Consider the following 16,716-nt stretch of genomic DNA (forward strand, 5'->3'; position numbering starts at 1 on the left):
TGAAGAGTGACACAGTTTTGATGCTTCCCCGGAAAACTGGCCTGTTTTTAGCAAGGGAACGCGTTTCTGCGGTTTTTGCAACAGGATATGAAGCAAATCACAAAACATAACCTTGCTGACAATATGGAATTGACGCTCAAAATTTATCCCTCATAGTATTTGTATACAGAACAATAGTTCTATATACAGAACAAATTACCTCTACTATTAAGGGATGCGCTAATGAGCATTGAACTCGATAAACCGACTACGCGAGGACGCTGGCTACACATCATTCCAGCCACCATCCTCGTTTATATCGTGGCTTACATGGACAGGACGAACATCGCGATTGGGATTGCGGGGGGAATGGAAGAAGACCTGGGAATGACCGCTTCGTTTGCCGGTCTGGTCGCTGGCATTTTCTTTATTGGTTATATCTTTTTGCAAATCCCCGGCGGTCAAATCGCGGAACGATTAAGCGCCAAGAAATTGATCGCCTGGACTATCGTCGCATGGGGCGGCTTCGCGCTGCTGACCGGCTTCGTCCAGACCCCTACCCAGTTGCTGATTATCCGCTTTATCCTTGGCGTCGCTGAGGGTGCGGTCTATCCCGCTATCCTGGCGTTGATTGGTCACTGGTTCCCCAATGAAGAGCGCGCAAGGGCGATTGCCTATTTCCAGATGAACCTTGCCGTGGCGTCGATCATCACCGGACCGCTTTCTGGTTGGCTTATCGAAACCTATGGCTGGCGAGAAATGTTCGTCATCGAGGGGTTACTCTCACTCGGTCTGCTGTTCGTCTGGCTGCCGTTGGTCTCTGACCATCCTCATCAGGCCAAATGGCTGGATCCTAAAGAGCGCGCCTGGATCGAACAGAAATTGCAGGCCGATCGCGCGCTGACGATCGGGGGCGAGGCAAGCAGTATCCGCAATGTCCTGAGCAGCATTAACTTATGGAAGCTGATCGGCATCTATTTCTTCGTGCAGGTTGGTTTCTACGGCTTCGCCCTCTGGATGCCAAACCTGATTAAACACCTGACCGGCAGCGGAATGACTATCGTCGGCTTACTGACTGCGGCACCGTACATTTTGTGCATCGTCGGCCAGTACTACATTGCCAAATGGTGTGACAAAACCATGAATCGCCGCCTCTACACGGCAATCCCATTGCTGGGCTTTGCCGCCTGCCTCGCGCTCTCCCTGCTATTGAAAGATAACGTCTGGCTGGCGTACGGCATGATGGTCATCTGCGGCTTCTTCCTGCAGGCCTATGCGGGACCGTTCTGGACATTGCCGCCATTACTCTTCGCCCCCAACGTGCTGGGCGGCGTACGCGGCACCATCAACGCATTAGGCAACATCGGCGGCTTTATTGGCCCTTATCTGGTGGGCTTGTTAACCGTCACGTTCTCCCAAACGGCGGGGATGACGGTGCTGGTAGCCGCACTCCTCATCGCTGTCGCGCTGCTGTTCAGCCTACCGTCGGTTACCGCCCGTCCAGCAGGCAGTAGCAGTCCTCATCATGCATCGGCGCCTGAGACGTCGCTCAAACAAGAAGGAATCGCCAAATGAGTCAGAAATGCCAACACGCCCGTGACCTGTGGTCACAACTGGACGCCCTGCGTCTGGGGATGAATTACACCAAAGAAGATGTCAATAAACTGCAGGTTCTGGTGGATGACTGCTATGGCGAAAGTCATCCCGGTAGCTTTCATCTAAATCATCTGGGCGATGAAGCCGTTTTAGGCATTCACGAAAGCGGCGGTCGTGCCGTTCGTCATCACGTGACCGATATTTGTGATGGCTGGGGCCAGGGCCATGATGGGATGAACTATATTTTAGCCTCCCGCGAGGCTATCGCGAACATGGTCGAAATTCATGCCTCCGTCGTGCCTTACGATGCCGGTATCCTGATTTCTAGCTGTGATAAATCGATCCCGGCGCATTTGATCGCCGCGGCGCGCCTGAATCTACCGATGCTGCATATTCCCGGCGGCTCAATGCGTCCGGCGCCGAATATGAGTACGTCCGATCTCGGTGGTATTACCGCCAAACTCAAGAAAGGCGAGATAGGCATTCAGCAGGTAGAGGCCATGCAGCAGTGCGGTTGCCCAACGGCAGGCGCCTGCCAGTTTATGGGCACCGCCAGCACGATGCAGTGCATGTCTGAAGCGCTGGGCCTTGCCTTACCGGGAAGCGCGTTACTGCCCTCCACGCTGGCGGAAATTCGTCGCATCGCACGGAGCGCCGGTCATCAGGCGTTATACCTGGCAGAGAAAAATATCACGACGCATAAGATTCTCACCCCTGCCGCCTTTGAAAACGCCATTAAGGTCCATGCCGCCATCGGCGGGAGTACCAACGCCATGATCCATCTCCCGGCAATCGCCCATGAACTGGGTTGGGAGCTGAAACCTGAACTGTTTGACCAGATAAACAATGAGATCCCTTACCTCACCAATATTCAACCCAGCGGCCAGTACGTCACAGAAATGATGTGGTTCGCGGGCGGCGTGCCGATGGTGCAATGGTATCTACGCGACTATCTGGATCTGGATGTCCTGACGGTGACAGGCCGGACGCTGGGTGAAAACCTGGAGATGCTCCATCAGTCCGGTTTCTTTACCCGCAACCACGGCTATCTGAGTAATTATCGGGTCAGCCCGGAAGAGGTGATCCGTAAACCGGAAAACGCGACCAAGAAAGGGTCGATTGCCGTGCTAAAAGGCAATATCGCGCCGGAAGGCGCGGTTATCAAATACGCCGCCTGTGCGCCAGATATGCACCACCATATCGGCCCTGCACGCGTCTTCAATTCGGAAGAGGATGCCCAGCAAGCCATTATTCATAACCACATCGAACCAGGTGATGTCATTTTTATTCGTTATGAAGGGGCTAAAGGTTCGGGAGCACCGGAAATGCTCATGACCACAGACGCGATTGTTTATGACAAACGTCTTGATGGCAAAGTCGCCCTGATTACCGATGGTCGTTTCTCCGGCGCAACCAGCGGTCCTTGCGTCGGCCATGTTTCTCCGGAAGCGGCCGATGGCGGTCCTATTGCACTTGTCGAAGACGGTGACCTCATCGAAATGGACGTCAAAGGACGCAAGCTCAACATTGTTGGCATTCACGGAGAGTACAAAACGGAAGAAGAAATTCAGCACTGTCTTGAACGCCGTCGGGAAAACTGGACGAAACCGGATTATTCAAACCGACGCGGCGTCTTTAAGCAATTTACGACCAACGCAACCTCATTAATGGCGGGAGCCTGGATTAAATAACGTCCCTGGTGGGCGGCATGATTGCCAGCCCACCTGCTTTTAAGGATAAACTCATTATGCAAACAGAAAAATTCAACGGTGTCTTTCCGCCAGTTCCCACCATTGTTAATGCGCAGGGAGAGCTAGATAAAAAAGGGATGGCAACCTTACTCGACCACCTTATTGCAAACCAGGTGAACGGCGTGTTATTGCTTGGCAGCGGCGGTGAGTTCTGCCACATGACAAAAGAGCAGCGTCTGGAAGCCGCCGAGTTTTGTGTTAAACATATCAATCATCGAATTCCCGTGCTGTTAGGGATCAGCAGTACCTGCACGCAAGACGTTATTGATTACGGTCTGCATGCCGATCGTCTGGAAGTGGATGCCGTCCTGGTCCTTAATCCTTATTATGCCAGGCTGACCGATGATTATATTTATCATCATTTCAAAACCGTTGCAGAAAGCATCAAAACGCCGGTTATTCTCTATAACTTTCCGGCGCTCACCGGCCAGGATCTCAGTATTGATTTAATTACCCGACTGGCGCATGACATTCCCAATATCATTGGCATAAAAGATACGGTGGATAACATTAGTCATATTCGCGAAATCATCAATACCGTACGACCGGTTCGCCCTGACTTTGTTATTTTCTCTGGTTACGATGAATATATGATGGACACGTTGATTATGGGGGGAAATGGCGGGATCCCGGCGACGGCTAACTTTGCTCCACAATTAACCTGCGGAATTTATCGCGCCTGGTGCGAAAAAGAGTATGAGACCCTGTTCCACCTGCAACGCAGACTCTCCGCGTTATCAACCATTTACAGTCTGGATACCCCTTTCTTCGGGATTATCAAAAAAGCCATTCAGCTCAGCGGCATTGATATCCCGGTAGAGGTCATGCCGCCGGTGCAGCCGGCAAATGAGGCCCACATCGCCAGTCTGAAAAAGGTTTTACAGCGCGCCGGATTGTAACCCTGATCAGCGGGCTTAACGCCCGCCTTTTCTTTCCCCATCCCGGCGAAAAGACTAGCGCAGCATCGACGACAGGCGACGACTGGCATCCATCATTTGTGTGGCAAGCGCTTCTCGTTTTTCATCCGGGATCTGGAACGCCACACCGGATACGCTCAATGCCGCCACTACCTTTCCTTCGGCATTAAATATGGGTACAGCGATGCAACGCACGCCCAAAGAATCTTCTTCGTTATCATAGCCCCAGCCACGCTGACGGATCCCGGCTAATTCCTGCTTCAGGATATTCACATCGGTAATCGTCGTTTCGGTATAGCGCGTCAGAACCTGATCGGGCGGCAGCAGTTCATCCAGGTCCTCCGAATTAAGCCAGGCAATCAGCACTTTCCCCAGACCGGAACTATGCAGCGAAAGGCGCTTACCTTCCCAACTGCGTATCACAATCGCCTGTGGGCTTTCGAGCTTGAGAAGATAAATGGGGGAGTCGCCCTCGAGCACGCCAAGATGACAGGTTAAGCCTGTCGCATCGCGAATTTCTTCCAGCACCGGCAACGCTATTTTTTTAATATCGTACTGTTGTGCGGCTTTATTCCCTAATTCGTAGAGACGTAACCCCAAATAGTATTTGTCTTTTTCCTGACGCAATAAGCCATGCGCAACCATGCCCGTCAGTAAAGAGGAGGTGCTACTTTTTGCGATCCCTGAATTCTGATGAATCTGCGTGAACGTTGCGCCATCACATTCCATCAGATAAGCGAAGACGCGCATAATTTTGTCGAGGGCGGGAATCGATGTTGTGATTTTTTTCATAAATTTATCAATTAATTATAATTAATTCCTCGGACACTATACACCAGCAGACGGTTATTATTCCATATCAATGCGCCATCACCGCGCACAAAAAAGGAGCCCGGGGGCTCCTTTTGTTAACGTGACAACTTACAACCGCACCGGATCAATATGCCAGATGGTGTCAGCATACTCCTTGATGGTCCTGTCAGAGGAGAAATAGCCCATGTTGGCGATATTGAGCATCGCTTTGGCGGTCCACTCTTCCGGGCGACCATACAACTCGTCCACCTTGTCCTGACAATCAACATAGCTGCGGTAGTCCGCCAGCACCTGATAGTGGTCACCAAAGTTGATCAGCGAGTCCACCAAATCACGATAGCGTCCAGGCTCTTGTGGACTGAACATGCCGCTGCCGATTTGCGTCAGCACCTGATGCAGTTCCTCATCTTTTTCGTAATACTCACGCGGCTTATAGCCCTGCCTGCGCAGTTCTTCGACCTCTTCCGCCGTGTTACCAAAGATAAAGATGTTCTCTTCGCCAACGTGTTCCAGCATCTCCACGTTCGCCCCGTCCAGCGTACCGATAGTCAATGCACCGTTCAGCGCAAACTTCATGTTGCTGGTGCCGGAGGCTTCCGTCCCCGCCAGTGAAATCTGCTCGGACAAATCCGCCGCCGGAATGATCAACTGCGCCAGGCTCACGCTGTAGTTGGGGATAAACACGATCTTCAGCTTATCGCCAATCTGCGGATCGTTATTGATGACCTTCGCAACGTCATTAATCAGGTGAATGATGTGCTTCGCCATGTAATAGGCCGATGCGGCCTTACCGGCAAAAATATTCACCCGCGGCACCCACTGCGCATCAGGATTGGCCTTAATGCGGTTGTAGCGCGTAATCACGTGCAGCACATTCATTAACTGACGCTTGTACTCATGAATGCGCTTGATCTGGACATCAAACAGCGATTTCGGATTCACCACCACGTTGAGTTGCTGCGCAATATAGTTTGCCAGCCGCTTTTTGTTTTCCAGCTTCGCCTGACGTACCGCATGATTGACCAGCGGGAAATCGCAGTGCTGTTCGAGTTCATGCAGTTGGCTCAGATCGGTACGCCATGTACGGCCAATGTTCTCGTCCAGAACCCCGGAAAGCGGCGGGTTCGCCAGCGCCAGCCAGCGGCGCGGCGTCACACCATTCGTCACGTTGCAGAAACGGGTCGGGAAGATGGTCGCAAAATCCGCGAACAGCGACTGAACCATCAGGTTAGAGTGCAATTCGGAAACACCGTTCACCTTATGACTCACCACGACCGCCAGCCACGCCATACGCACGCGACGACCGTTGGACTCGTCAATAATCGACGCCCGTCCCAGCAGACCAGTATCGTTCGGATACTGCTCCTGCAACGTTTTCAGGAAGTAGTCGTTAATTTCAAAGATGATCTGCAGGTGGCGCGGCAGTATTTTACCCAGCATATCCACCGGCCAGGTTTCCAGCGCTTCGCTCATCAGCGTGTGGTTGGTGTAGGAAAAGACCTGACAGCACACTTCAAACGCGTCGTCCCAGGTGAACTGATGCTCATCGATCAACAGTCGCATCAGTTCCGGAATTGACAGCACCGGGTGTGTATCATTCAGGTGAATGGCAATCTTATCCGCGAGGTTGTCGTAGGTTTTGTGCAGCTGATAGTGACGGCTCAGGATATCCTGTATCGTAGAGGAGACCAGGAAATACTCCTGACGCAGACGCAGTTCGCGCCCGGAGTAGGTGGAGTCATCCGGATACAGTACGCGCGACACGTTCTCAGAGTGGTTTTTATCTTCCACTGCGGCGAAGTAATCCCCCTGGTTGAATTTACCGAGGTTGATTTCGCTACTGGCCTGCGCATTCCACAGACGCAACGTGTTGGTAGCGTCGGTATCATAACCGGGGATAATCTGATCGTACGCAACCGCGAGGATCTCTTCGGTTTCAAGCCAGCGCGTTTTCTTGCCTTCCTGCTGAATACGCCCGCCAAAGCGGACTTTGTACCGCGTGTTATGGCGTTTAAATTCCCACGGGTTGCCATATTCCAGCCAGTAATCGGGAGACTCTTTCTGTCGTCCATCGACAATGTTCTGCTTGAACATCCCGTAGTCGTAGCGGATGCCGTAGCCGCGCCCCGGCAGCCCTAAGGTTGCCAGCGAATCGAGGAAACAGGCCGCCAGTCGCCCGAGGCCACCGTTACCGAGACCCGGATCGTTTTCTTCATCGATGAGCTCTTCAAGATCTAACCCCATCGCTTCCAGTGCGCCCTGGACATCGTCATAAATCCCTAAGGATAACAGCGCATTGGAAAGGGTACGCCCAATCAGGAACTCCATCGACAGGTAATAAACCTGGCGCGTTTCCTGTGACAGTTGGGCACGGTTAGAACGCAGCCAGCGCTCCACAAGACGATCGCGCACCGCAAACAGCGTCGCGTTCAGCCATTCATGTTTATTGGCAATAACCGGGTCTTTACCAATCGTGAACATCAGCTTGTAAGCAATAGAGTGCTTAAGCGCTTCTACGCTCAGAGTCGGCGATGCATAGGTAAATGGAGCATTCATAATGATGATTCCTGAATATCTATTTCAAGCGATAGTAAAGCTCGCGGTATGACTTCGCCGCGACTTGCCAGCTAAAATCCATCGCCATCGCTTGCCGTTGCACAAACCGCCAGAGCGAAGGTCGAGACCACAGCACGAATGCGCGGCGGATGGCCCGCAGCAGAGACCAGGCGTTGCTGTCCTCAAACACAAACCCGCTGGCGATGCCATCGGCAAGGTTTTCCAGCGAACTGTCGGACACCGTGTCAGCCAGTCCACCGGTGCGCCGTACCAGCGGCAGCGTGCCGTACTTCAGTCCGTAGAGTTGCGTTAAGCCGCACGGCTCAAAGCGACTCGGCACCAGAATAACGTCCGCGCCGCCCATAATGCGGTGCGAAAACGCTTCGTGATAGCCAATCTGTACGCCAACCTGACCAGGATATTCCGCGGCGGCAGCAAGGAAACCTTCCTGCAGCACCGGATCGCCCGCCCCCAGCAGCGCCAGTTGTCCGCCCTGCTCCAGAAGTCCCGGCAGCGCCTCCAACACCAGATCCAGCCCCTTCTGGCTGGTCAGGCGGCTGACGACGGCAAACAACGGAACCTTGTCATTCACCTTCAGTCCCATCGCTATCTGCAACTGGCGTTTGTTTTCCGCCTTCTCTTCCAGTGAATCACGCGTATAGCGTGACGCCAGCAAGAGATCCGTCTCCGGACTCCAGATTTTCTCGTCAACCCCGTTCAGAACGCCGGAAAGACGCCCTTCACGATGGCGCTGCTGCAGCAGTCCTTCCATACCGTAGGCAAACTGCGGCTCGGTGATCTCCCGCGCGTAGGTTGGGCTGACCGCCGTAATATGGTCGGCGTAGTACAGGCCGGCCTTCAGGAATGAAATCTGACCGTTAAACTCCAGACCATGCATGTTAAAGAACGACCATGGCAGTTGGATGTCATTCATATGCTGTGCATAAAACATGCCCTGATACGCCAGGTTGTGCACGGTAAATACCGATTTCGCCGGACGTCCACGCGCGGCCAGATACGCAGGCGCCAGGCCGGCATGCCAGTCGTGCGCGTGCACCACATCCGGGCGCCAGAATGGATCAAGCCCACAGGCCATTTCACATCCAACCCATCCCAACAGTGCAAAACGCAGCACGTTATCGGAGTAGGCAAACAGGTTCGTATCGTGATACGGACTCCCCGGACGATCGTAGAGATGCGGGGCATCAATCAGGTAAATGCCCACACCGTTGTAATGACCAAACAGCAGGCTAATCCTGCCCGCGAAGGTGTCGCGGCGACTGACCACTTGCGCATCCGTGATGCCCCGACGAATGTCGGGGAACGCGGGCAGCAGAACGCGGGCATCCACACCATCCGCGATTTGCGCTGCCGGCAACGCGCCAATCACATCTGCCAGACCCCCTGTCTTCAACAGGGGAAACATTTCCGAACATACATGTAAAACCTGCATTCTCACTCCTGTTTGACCTGCAGTTTGCGCAGCATTTCGCGCGTCACCAGCACAATGCCTTCCTCGGAACGATAGAAGCGACGGGCATCTTCTTCCGCATTTTCACCAATCACCATGCCTTCAGGGATAACGCAGGCGCGATCGATAATACAGCGACGCAGGCGACATGAGCGGCCGACCCAGACTTCAGGTAACAACACTGCCGAATCAATATTACAGAATGAATTCACCCGCACGCGCGGGAACAGAACGGACTGCACGACCACTGAACCGGAAATAATACAGCCGCCAGAAACCAGCGAGTTCAGCGTCATGCCGTGGCTGCCCGAGCGGTCCTGCACAAATTTTGCCGGCGGAAGCGATTCCATGTGGGTGCGAATCGGCCAGTTCTGATCGTACATATCCAGTTCTGGGGTCACGGATGCCAGATCGAGGTTCGCTTTCCAGTACGCTTCCAGCGTTCCGACATCACGCCAGTACGGCTCGGACTCAGGATCCGACTGGACGCAGGACAATGGGAAGGGATGTGCATAAGCCATGCCAGCTTTGGTGATGGTCGGAATGATATCTTTGCCGAAGTCATGGCTGGAGCCGTCGTCGCCGTCATCCTTTTCCAGCAACTCATAGAGGTAATCGGCATCAAAAATGTAGATCCCCATACTGGCGAGGGATTTCGTGGCATCGCCTGGCATTGCGGGTGGGTTGGCCGGTTTCTCCACGAATTCAATGATCTTCTCGTTTTCATCGACCGCCATTACGCCGAACGCGCTGGCCTCTTCGATCGGCACCGGCATACAGGCCACGGTGCAGCGCGCGCCTTTCTCTACGTGGTCGATCAGCATGCGCGAATAGTCTTGCTTATAGATATGGTCACCCGCCAGGATCACCACATATTCCGCCTTATAACGACGGATGATATCGAGGTTTTGCGTCACCGCATCTGCCGTGCCGCGATACCAGTTTTCGCCCTGCATTCTCTGCTGGGCAGGCAGCAAATCGACGAATTCATTCATCTCCTCGCTGAAGAACGACCAACCACGCTGAATATGCTGTACCAGAGTATGAGACTGATATTGCGTGATGACGCCAATACGGCGGATCCCGGAGTTAATACAGTTGGATAACGCAAAATCGATAATACGAAACTTACCACCAAAGTGAACGGCCGGTTTTGCGCGCTTGTTGGTTAAATCTTTCAGACGGGTGCCACGTCCTCCAGCCAGAATCAGGGCAACAGATTTCAACGGCAACTGGCGCGCCAACATTAAACGGTCATTCTTCTCTAAACTCACCATGACTAACTCCTTTTTGATCATCTCTGGAACACACACAGTCCGTGCGCAGGTCCCGGCCAGACAGCCGTAATTACCGGATTATCCACTCCGGCAAAGGGGGGAACAGCACGCCATTCCCCTTCAGGTAAAACAATTTCAGCGGTATCAAGCGCGGCATTGATAGCAATAAGAAAACGGTCCGACAGCAGGATTTGCATCTGCATTGGCCCGTGTTGCCACTCATCCGCACTCAATGGTTGTGCGTGGCGGTTAAGCCAGCGCACGTTGCCATCTCCCTCTTCCCACCAATGGTCTCCCACCAGCGCCGGGATTTGCTGGCGCAGTTTTATCAATGCAGCGGTAAAATCGATTAATCCCCCGCTCGCCTGTGACCAGTCCAGCCAGGTCAACGCATTGTCCTGACAGTAGGCGTTGTTGTTGCCATGCTGACTGTGTCCATGTTCATCACCGGCCAGCAACATTGGCGTTCCCTGAGAAAGTAAAAGCGTCGTCAGCAACGCATGAATGCTGTCGCGTCGACGTTCGACGACCTCCAGAGTGCCGCCTAATCCTTCTTTACCATGATTATTGCTATGGTTATTGTCGGTTCCGTCCCGATTTTCCTCTCCGTTTGCCTCATTGTGTTTCTGATTGAAGCAAACGCAGTCTCTGAGCGTAAAACCGTCATGCGCGGTGACCAGATTGACGGAAGCAGAAGGTTTGCGCCCATCCCGCTTAAACACGTCGCTGGAGGCCGCAAAGCGCCCGGCAAACTCACCAAGCGACAGATTGCGCTGTAGCCAGAAACGGCGTGACGCATCGCGAAAATGATCGTTCCACTCAGCGAACGGCGCGGGGAAATTCCCCACCTGATACCCGCCAGCCCCGATATCCCACGGTTCAGCGATAAGCTTAACGGCGGACAGTACCGGGCACTGTTTGATGGCGGTAAACAACGGCGCATCCTGGCGAAACGCCGGCGTGCGCCCCATCACCGATGCCAGGTCAAATCGAAAACCATCAACGTGGCAGGTTTCGACCCAGTAACGCAGGCATTCAAGGGCATACTCCACCACGCCAGGATGGCTGAGATTGAGCGTGTTACCGCAACCGGTCCAGTTGTGGTAATCGCCATCCTCTCTGATCCAATAATAGCTACGGTTGTCGATTCCGCGCAGGGAGATGAGCGGTCCGTCCAGATCCAGCTCAGCACTGTGATTGAGCACAATGTCGAGGATGACCTCAATACCCGCGTTGTGCAGCGCCTTAACGGCATCGCGGAATTCGTCCAGCGCCGTCTCTGGCGAGCAGGCATAGCTCGGATGCAGCGCAAACAGCGCGACGGGGTTGTAGCCCCAGTAGTTCGACAGCCCCAACCGTTGTAAACGCGGTTCACTGGCGAAATGCGCCACGGGCAGCAGTTCCAGCGCGGTAATACCCAAATGCTTCAGGTAGTTGGTCATCACCGGATGACCGAGCGCTTTATACGTACCGCGAATCTCCGGCGGGATCTGCGGATGCAGACAGGTTAATCCTTTGACGTGCGCTTCATAGACCACGGTGTTGCCCCACGGCGTGCGCGGTGGGGCATCGTCTTCCCAGTCATAGCGATCGGCTGTCACCACGCACTTCGGCGCAATGGTGGCGTTATCGCGATGATCCGGCTGGTCATAACCCGCATGCATCAGCGGGTCATCTTTCAGGTCGCCCTCTACGCGACGCGCGCAGGGATCAATCAGCAGCTTCGCCGGATTAAACCAGTGCCCCTGCGCGGGCTGCCACGGGCCATGCACGCGGTAGCCATAGCGCAGACCGGGACGGGCGTCGGCCAGATAACCGTGCCAAACATCCCCGGTGCGCGCTGGCAGGTCGTAGCGCTGCTCATTGCCTGACGCGTCAAACACACACAGCTCAACGCGCTCAGCATGCACGGAAAAGAGCGTGAAATTCACGCCGTGTCCGTCATACGTTGCGCCATGCGGTGTGGCGTTGCCGGCAACCAGTTGCGTCATTCCGCCTCCCGCACCAGCCAGATTGTCGACAGCGGCGGCAAGGTCAGACTCAGCGATTGCGGGCGTCCGTGGCTGGAAATCTCATCGGTATGTACCGCTCCGCCGTTCCCGGCATTGCTGCCGTGATAGTGCATTGAATCGGTATTGAGAATTTCGCGCCATTTACCCGGCTGATTGACGCCAAAGCGGTAACCGTGACGCGGCACCGGCGTGAAGTTACTGACGACGATAATTTCATTCCCGACCTTGTCGCGGCGGACAAACGCCAGTACCGAACGTTCGTTATCATCCACCACCAGCCATTCAAAGCCGTAGGAATCAAAGTCGAGTTCATGCAACGCTTTGTGGTAACGGTAGGTCTGGTTGAGGTCGCGTACCAGCCGCTGTACACCGTGGTGCCAGTTGTCGCCGCCCTCAAGCAGGTGCCAGTCGAGGCTGGCATCATGGTTCCACTCGCGTCCCTGAGCAAATTCGTTGCCCATAAACAGCAGTTTCTTGCCCGGGAAGGCCCACATCCAACCGTAATAGGCGCGCAGGTTGGCAAATTTTTGCCACGCGTCGCCCGGCATACGGTCAAGGATCGATTTCTTACCGTGTACCACTTCATCATGCGACAACGGCAGAACAAAGTTTTCGGTGTAGTTGTAGAGCATGCCGAAAGTCAGCTTATCCTGATGATACTGACGATGAATCGGATCCAGCTTCATGTAATCGAGGGTGTCGTGCATCCAGCCGAGGTTCCACTTGTACCAGAAGCCCAGGCCGCCCATATCCTGAGGACGAGAGACGCCGGCGAAATCCGTCGACTCTTCCGCCATGCTCACCGCTCCCGGCACCTGCTCACCGAGAATGCGGTTGGTGTTGCGCAGAAATTCAATCGCTTCCAGGTTTTCGCGGCCGCCAAATTCGTTGGGGATCCACTCGCCCTCTTTGCGACTGTAATCGCGATAGATCATCGACGCCACGGCATCCACGCGCAGGGCGTCAATACCAAAGCGTTCAATCCAGTACAGGGCGTTACCCACCAGATAGTTACTGACCTCACGACGACCATAGTTGTAGATAAGCGTATTCCAGTCCTGGTGATACCCTTCGCGCGGGTCGCTATGTTCGTACAGTTTGGTGCCATCAAATTCGGCCAGCGCAAAATCATCTGACGGGAAGTGGCCCGGCACCCAGTCCAGGATCACGTTCAGACCCGCCTGATGCGCGGCGTTCACGAAATAACGGAAATCATCGCGCGTGCCGAAACGACGCGTTGGCGCATAAAGACCGGTAGGCTGGTAGCCCCAACTGCCGTCAAACGGATGCTCGTTCACCGGCATCAGTTCGATATGGGTGAACCCCATCCATTTCACATACGGGATGAGCTGATCGGCGAGTTCGCGGTAGCTCAGCCAGAAATTATTGTCGGTATGTCGACGCCACGAGCCCAGATGCACTTCATAGATGGAGATTGGCGCGTCGAACTGGTTGGCTTTTTTGCGCGCCTCGGTTTGTTCCACTTTTTCGGGCAGACCGCAAATGAGCGAGGCCGTTTCCGGACGCATCTGCGCTTCAAAGGCGTAAGGGTCGGCCTTAACCCGCAGGTTGCCGTTGGCGTCAATCATCTCATATTTGTAGAGCTGACCATGCTGCGCGCCGGGGATGAACAGTTCCCAGATGCCACTTTCTTTGCGCAGACGCATCGGATGACGGCGACCATCCCAGAAGTTAAATTGCCCAACCACGGAAACGCGACGCGCGTTCGGCGCCCAGACGGAGAAACGGGTGCCCGTGACGCCATCCATCGTGTCCGCGTGCGCCCCCAGGGTTTCATACGGACGCAAATGGGTGCCTTCAGACAGCAGCCAGGCATCCATATCCTGAATCAGGGGGCCAAAACGGTAGGGATCATCAATCAGATTTTGCTGGCCATGCCAGACAACAGCGAGTTGGTAGCGAAAAGGATTTTTACGGCGAGGTAATACACCGCTGAAAAAACCGCGTGTGTCGAGGCAGTCCAGTTTGCCGACTTTGCGTCCGGTTTTAGGTTCAATCACCCACACTTCAGTGGCGTCAGGTAAAAGTGCGCGGACTTCAAGTCCGGCAGAGGTCTGGTGCATACCGAGTACGGAAAAAGGATCCGCAAAATGGCCTGCAATTAGCGCATTAATCACGTCTCTATCGATTCGATCGGACATGGTTTTCATCCTGTTTTTGGTGTCACTCCTCCAACTGATTTTCGACATCAGCCAGTGACACTTTTTTTTTGACCTGAACGGCGCAGCACAATTGTGCATCCTCTCTGCCCCGTCCTACCTTCAGGTAAAGCCCTGATACTGCGATCAGGACACCCTTAAAGAATAGCCAACACTTTAATTAACTCCTGCATAAAGATAATACATCTGCGTTTACTCCTTTTTTACGCATAAAAAGGGGTGACTCAGCACCCCTTGAATATAAACAAACGCGGTTACGCCAGATGCCGTAACATGCGGCGCAACGGCTCTGCTGCCCCCCATAGCAGTTGGTCGCCTACCGTAAAGGCTGACAGGAACTCCGGTCCCATATTCAGCTTACGCAGACGGCCAACCGGCGTGGTCAACGTACCGGTAACGGCCGCTGGGGTTAACTCACGCATAGTGATATCCCGATCGTTTGGCACCACTTTCGCCCACGGATTGTGAGCCGACAGCAGTTCTTCCACGGTCGGAATGGAAACATCTTTTTTCAGCTTAATGGTGAACGCCTGACTGTGGCAGCGCAGCGCGCCGACGCGCACGCACAGACCATCTACCGGGATGACTGACGCGGTGTCGAGGATCTTGTTGGTTTCCGCCTGGCCTTTCCACTCTTCGCGGCTCTGGCCGTTATCAAGCTGTTTGTCGATCCACGGAATCAGACTGCCCGCCAGCGGGACACCAAAGTTATCCACCGGCAATTCGCCGCTACGGGTCAGTTGGGTGACTTTGCGTTCGATATCGAGGATGGCGGAAGAAGGGGTTGCCAGTTCATCAGCCACATAGCTATGCAGCTGGCCCATCTGGTTGAGCAGTTCGCGCATATGACGCGCGCCGCCGCCGGAGGCCGCCTGGTAGGTCGCAACCGACACCCAGTCCACCAGGTCGTGAGCAAACAGGCCACCCAGCGACATCAGCATCAGGCTGACGGTACAGTTACCGCCAACAAAGGTTTTAATCCCTTTGTTCAGGCCGTTGGTAATGACATCCTGGTTTACCGGGTCGAGAATGATGATCGCGTCATCTTTCATGCGCAATGAAGAGGCGGCGTCAATCCAGTAACCCTGCCATCCGCTTTCACGAAGCTTTGGATAGATTTCGTTGGTATAATCGCCGCCCTGACAGGTCACGATGATATCGAGCGCTTTCAGCGCGTCCAGATCGAAAGCGTCCTGAAGTGTGCCGGTCGAGGTGCCGCCGAACGTCGGCGCTGCCTGCCCAAGCTGGGAAGTTGAAAAGAAAACAGGGCGAATGGCGTCGAAGTCGCGCTCTTCAACCATGCGTTGCATGAGAACAGAGCCGACCATACCGCGCCAGCCGATAAAACCAACATTTTTCATAGCGTTTTTTTCCTGCAAAGATGTGTGCTGTGTATGCTGACCAGTGTCCTACTGGCTCATCCTTCACCATACAAAAAGCAGCCAAAGTCGCAAGTGAATTTAATCAATGATAGCGATGCCATCAGTAATGCGACTTATCCCGCTGCTTAAGCGAGCAGAAAGTCCAGGGCAATTATCAGGGAATTTGAGTTATGAATGAAATCATTTCTGCAGCCGTTTTATTGATCCTGATTATGGATCCGCTCGGTAACTTGCCCATTTTCATGTCCGTACTGAAACATACCGAGCCGAAACGGCGTCGGGCGATAATGGTGCGCGAGCTTTTCATTGCGCTGTTGCTGATGCTGATCTTCCTCTTTGCGGGCGAGAAAATTCTCGCATTTCTTAATTTGCGAGCCGAAACGGTTTCAATATCCGGGGGCATTATCCTGTTTCTGATCGCCATCAAGATGATTTTCCCCAGCGCCACCGGAAACAGTGCCGGACTTCCGGCAGGTGAAGAGCCCTTTATTGTCCCGCTGGCGATCCCGTTAGTGGCCGGTCCAACCATTTTGGCCACGCTGATGCTGTTATCACATCAGTATCCGAATCAGATGGGACATCTGGTGATTGCCCTGCTGTTGGCCTGGGGCGGGACCTTTGCGATCCTGCTGCAGTCGTCGCTGTTTCTGCGTCTGCTGGGTGAGAAAGGGGTGAACGCGCTGGAGCGCCTGATGGGATTGATTCTGGTGATGATGGCGACCCAGATGTTCCTGGACGGTATTCGGATGTGGATGAAGGGATAAAAGCGTAAAAAAGCCCGG

11 protein-coding genes are annotated in these 16,716 nt (G+C 54.1%); 4 read left to right on the top strand and 7 right to left on the bottom strand.

Features of this window, described 5'->3' with window-relative positions:
• Nucleotides 1-222: 222 nt before the first annotated feature.
• From QQZ17_RS11850 to QQZ17_RS11860, 3 genes are read left to right on the top strand one after another with little or no spacing between them, the layout of a single operon-like run.
• Nucleotides 223-1,554 (top strand): MFS transporter, encoded by a 1,332-nt coding sequence (locus QQZ17_RS11850; RefSeq protein WP_152400333.1) that lies wholly within the window; start codon nt 223-225, stop codon nt 1,552-1,554.
• Nucleotides 1,551-3,266 carry a dihydroxy-acid dehydratase gene (gene ilvD, locus QQZ17_RS11855; protein WP_152400335.1) on the top strand — a complete coding sequence of 572 codons (1,716 nt, stop codon included), beginning with the start codon at nt 1,551-1,553 and terminating at the stop codon, nt 3,264-3,266. Before QQZ17_RS11850 ends, ilvD begins: the two co-directional genes overlap by 4 nt.
• Before the next feature lie 53 nt (nt 3,267-3,319).
• Nucleotides 3,320-4,225: a dihydrodipicolinate synthase family protein gene (locus tag QQZ17_RS11860; RefSeq protein WP_152406212.1), complete on the top strand. Its 906-nt coding sequence runs from the start codon at nt 3,320-3,322 to the stop codon at nt 4,223-4,225.
• 54 nt (nt 4,226-4,279) lie between these two features.
• On the opposite strand, the gene QQZ17_RS11865 is transcribed toward QQZ17_RS11860, so the two are convergent.
• The 7 genes from QQZ17_RS11865 to asd all read right to left on the bottom strand — a co-directional run bounded on the left by QQZ17_RS11865 (nt 4,280) and on the right by asd (nt 15,913).
• Complete coding sequence (locus tag QQZ17_RS11865; RefSeq protein WP_152400337.1) at nt 4,280-5,035, bottom strand: IclR family transcriptional regulator; 756 nt, start codon at nt 5,033-5,035, stop codon at nt 4,280-4,282.
• 129 nt (nt 5,036-5,164) lie between these two features.
• Nucleotides 5,165-7,612 carry a glycogen phosphorylase gene (gene glgP, locus QQZ17_RS11870; protein ID WP_152400339.1) on the bottom strand — a complete coding sequence of 816 codons (2,448 nt, stop codon included), beginning with the start codon at nt 7,610-7,612 and terminating at the stop codon, nt 5,165-5,167.
• A 19-nt stretch (nt 7,613-7,631) separates the two neighbouring features.
• Nucleotides 7,632-9,065, bottom strand: a complete 1,434-nt coding sequence (gene glgA / locus QQZ17_RS11875) for a glycogen synthase GlgA (protein ID WP_152400342.1) — start codon at nt 9,063-9,065, stop codon at nt 7,632-7,634.
• A 2-nt stretch (nt 9,066-9,067) separates the two neighbouring features.
• Nucleotides 9,068-10,360 (bottom strand): glucose-1-phosphate adenylyltransferase, encoded by a 1,293-nt coding sequence (glgC, locus tag QQZ17_RS11880; protein WP_152400344.1) that lies wholly within the window; start codon nt 10,358-10,360, stop codon nt 9,068-9,070.
• A 17-nt stretch (nt 10,361-10,377) separates the two neighbouring features.
• The gene (glgX, locus tag QQZ17_RS11885; RefSeq protein WP_152400346.1) at nt 10,378-12,351 is read right to left on the bottom strand and encodes a glycogen debranching protein GlgX; all 1,974 of its coding nucleotides are present in this window, start codon (nt 12,349-12,351) and stop codon (nt 10,378-10,380) included.
• Nucleotides 12,348-14,534, bottom strand: a complete 2,187-nt coding sequence (gene glgB / locus QQZ17_RS11890) for a 1,4-alpha-glucan branching enzyme (protein WP_152400348.1) — start codon at nt 14,532-14,534, stop codon at nt 12,348-12,350. The genes glgX and glgB overlap by 4 nt, the downstream gene beginning before the upstream one ends.
• A 272-nt stretch (nt 14,535-14,806) precedes the next feature.
• A complete protein-coding gene (asd, locus tag QQZ17_RS11895) occupies nt 14,807-15,913 on the bottom strand; it encodes an aspartate-semialdehyde dehydrogenase (protein WP_152400350.1) in 1,107 nt (368 codons plus the stop codon).
• 191 nt (nt 15,914-16,104) lie between these two features.
• On the opposite strand from asd, the gene yhgN reads away from it, so the two are divergent.
• The gene (gene yhgN, locus QQZ17_RS11900; RefSeq protein ID WP_042322978.1) at nt 16,105-16,698 is read left to right on the top strand and encodes an NAAT family transporter YhgN; all 594 of its coding nucleotides are present in this window, start codon (nt 16,105-16,107) and stop codon (nt 16,696-16,698) included.
• Nucleotides 16,699-16,716: the final 18 nt, after the last annotated feature.

The organism is Citrobacter sp. T1.2D-1 (assembly GCF_950098555.1).
GTDB lineage: Bacteria > Pseudomonadota > Gammaproteobacteria > Enterobacterales > Enterobacteriaceae > Citrobacter_A > Citrobacter_A telavivensis.

Bases quoted from the DNA above. Each gene is read 5' to 3' on its own strand.
- glgA (WP_152400342.1), bottom strand. From the start codon at position 9,065: ATGCAGGTTTTACATGTATGTTCGGAAATGTTTCCCCTGTTGAAGACA.
- yhgN (WP_042322978.1), top strand. From the start codon at position 16,105: ATGAATGAAATCATTTCTGCAGCCGTTTTATTGATCCTGATTATGGAT.
- ilvD (WP_152400335.1), top strand. From the start codon at position 1,551: ATGAGTCAGAAATGCCAACACGCCCGTGACCTGTGGTCACAACTGGAC.
- glgC (WP_152400344.1), bottom strand. From the start codon at position 10,360: ATGGTGAGTTTAGAGAAGAATGACCGTTTAATGTTGGCGCGCCAGTTG.
- QQZ17_RS11850 (WP_152400333.1), top strand. From the start codon at position 223: ATGAGCATTGAACTCGATAAACCGACTACGCGAGGACGCTGGCTACAC.
- glgX (WP_152400346.1), bottom strand. From the start codon at position 12,351: ATGACGCAACTGGTTGCCGGCAACGCCACACCGCATGGCGCAACGTAT.
- asd (WP_152400350.1), bottom strand. From the start codon at position 15,913: ATGAAAAATGTTGGTTTTATCGGCTGGCGCGGTATGGTCGGCTCTGTT.
- glgB (WP_152400348.1), bottom strand. From the start codon at position 14,534: ATGTCCGATCGAATCGATAGAGACGTGATTAATGCGCTAATTGCAGGC.
- glgP (WP_152400339.1), bottom strand. From the start codon at position 7,612: ATGAATGCTCCATTTACCTATGCATCGCCGACTCTGAGCGTAGAAGCG.
- QQZ17_RS11865 (WP_152400337.1), bottom strand. From the start codon at position 5,035: ATGAAAAAAATCACAACATCGATTCCCGCCCTCGACAAAATTATGCGC.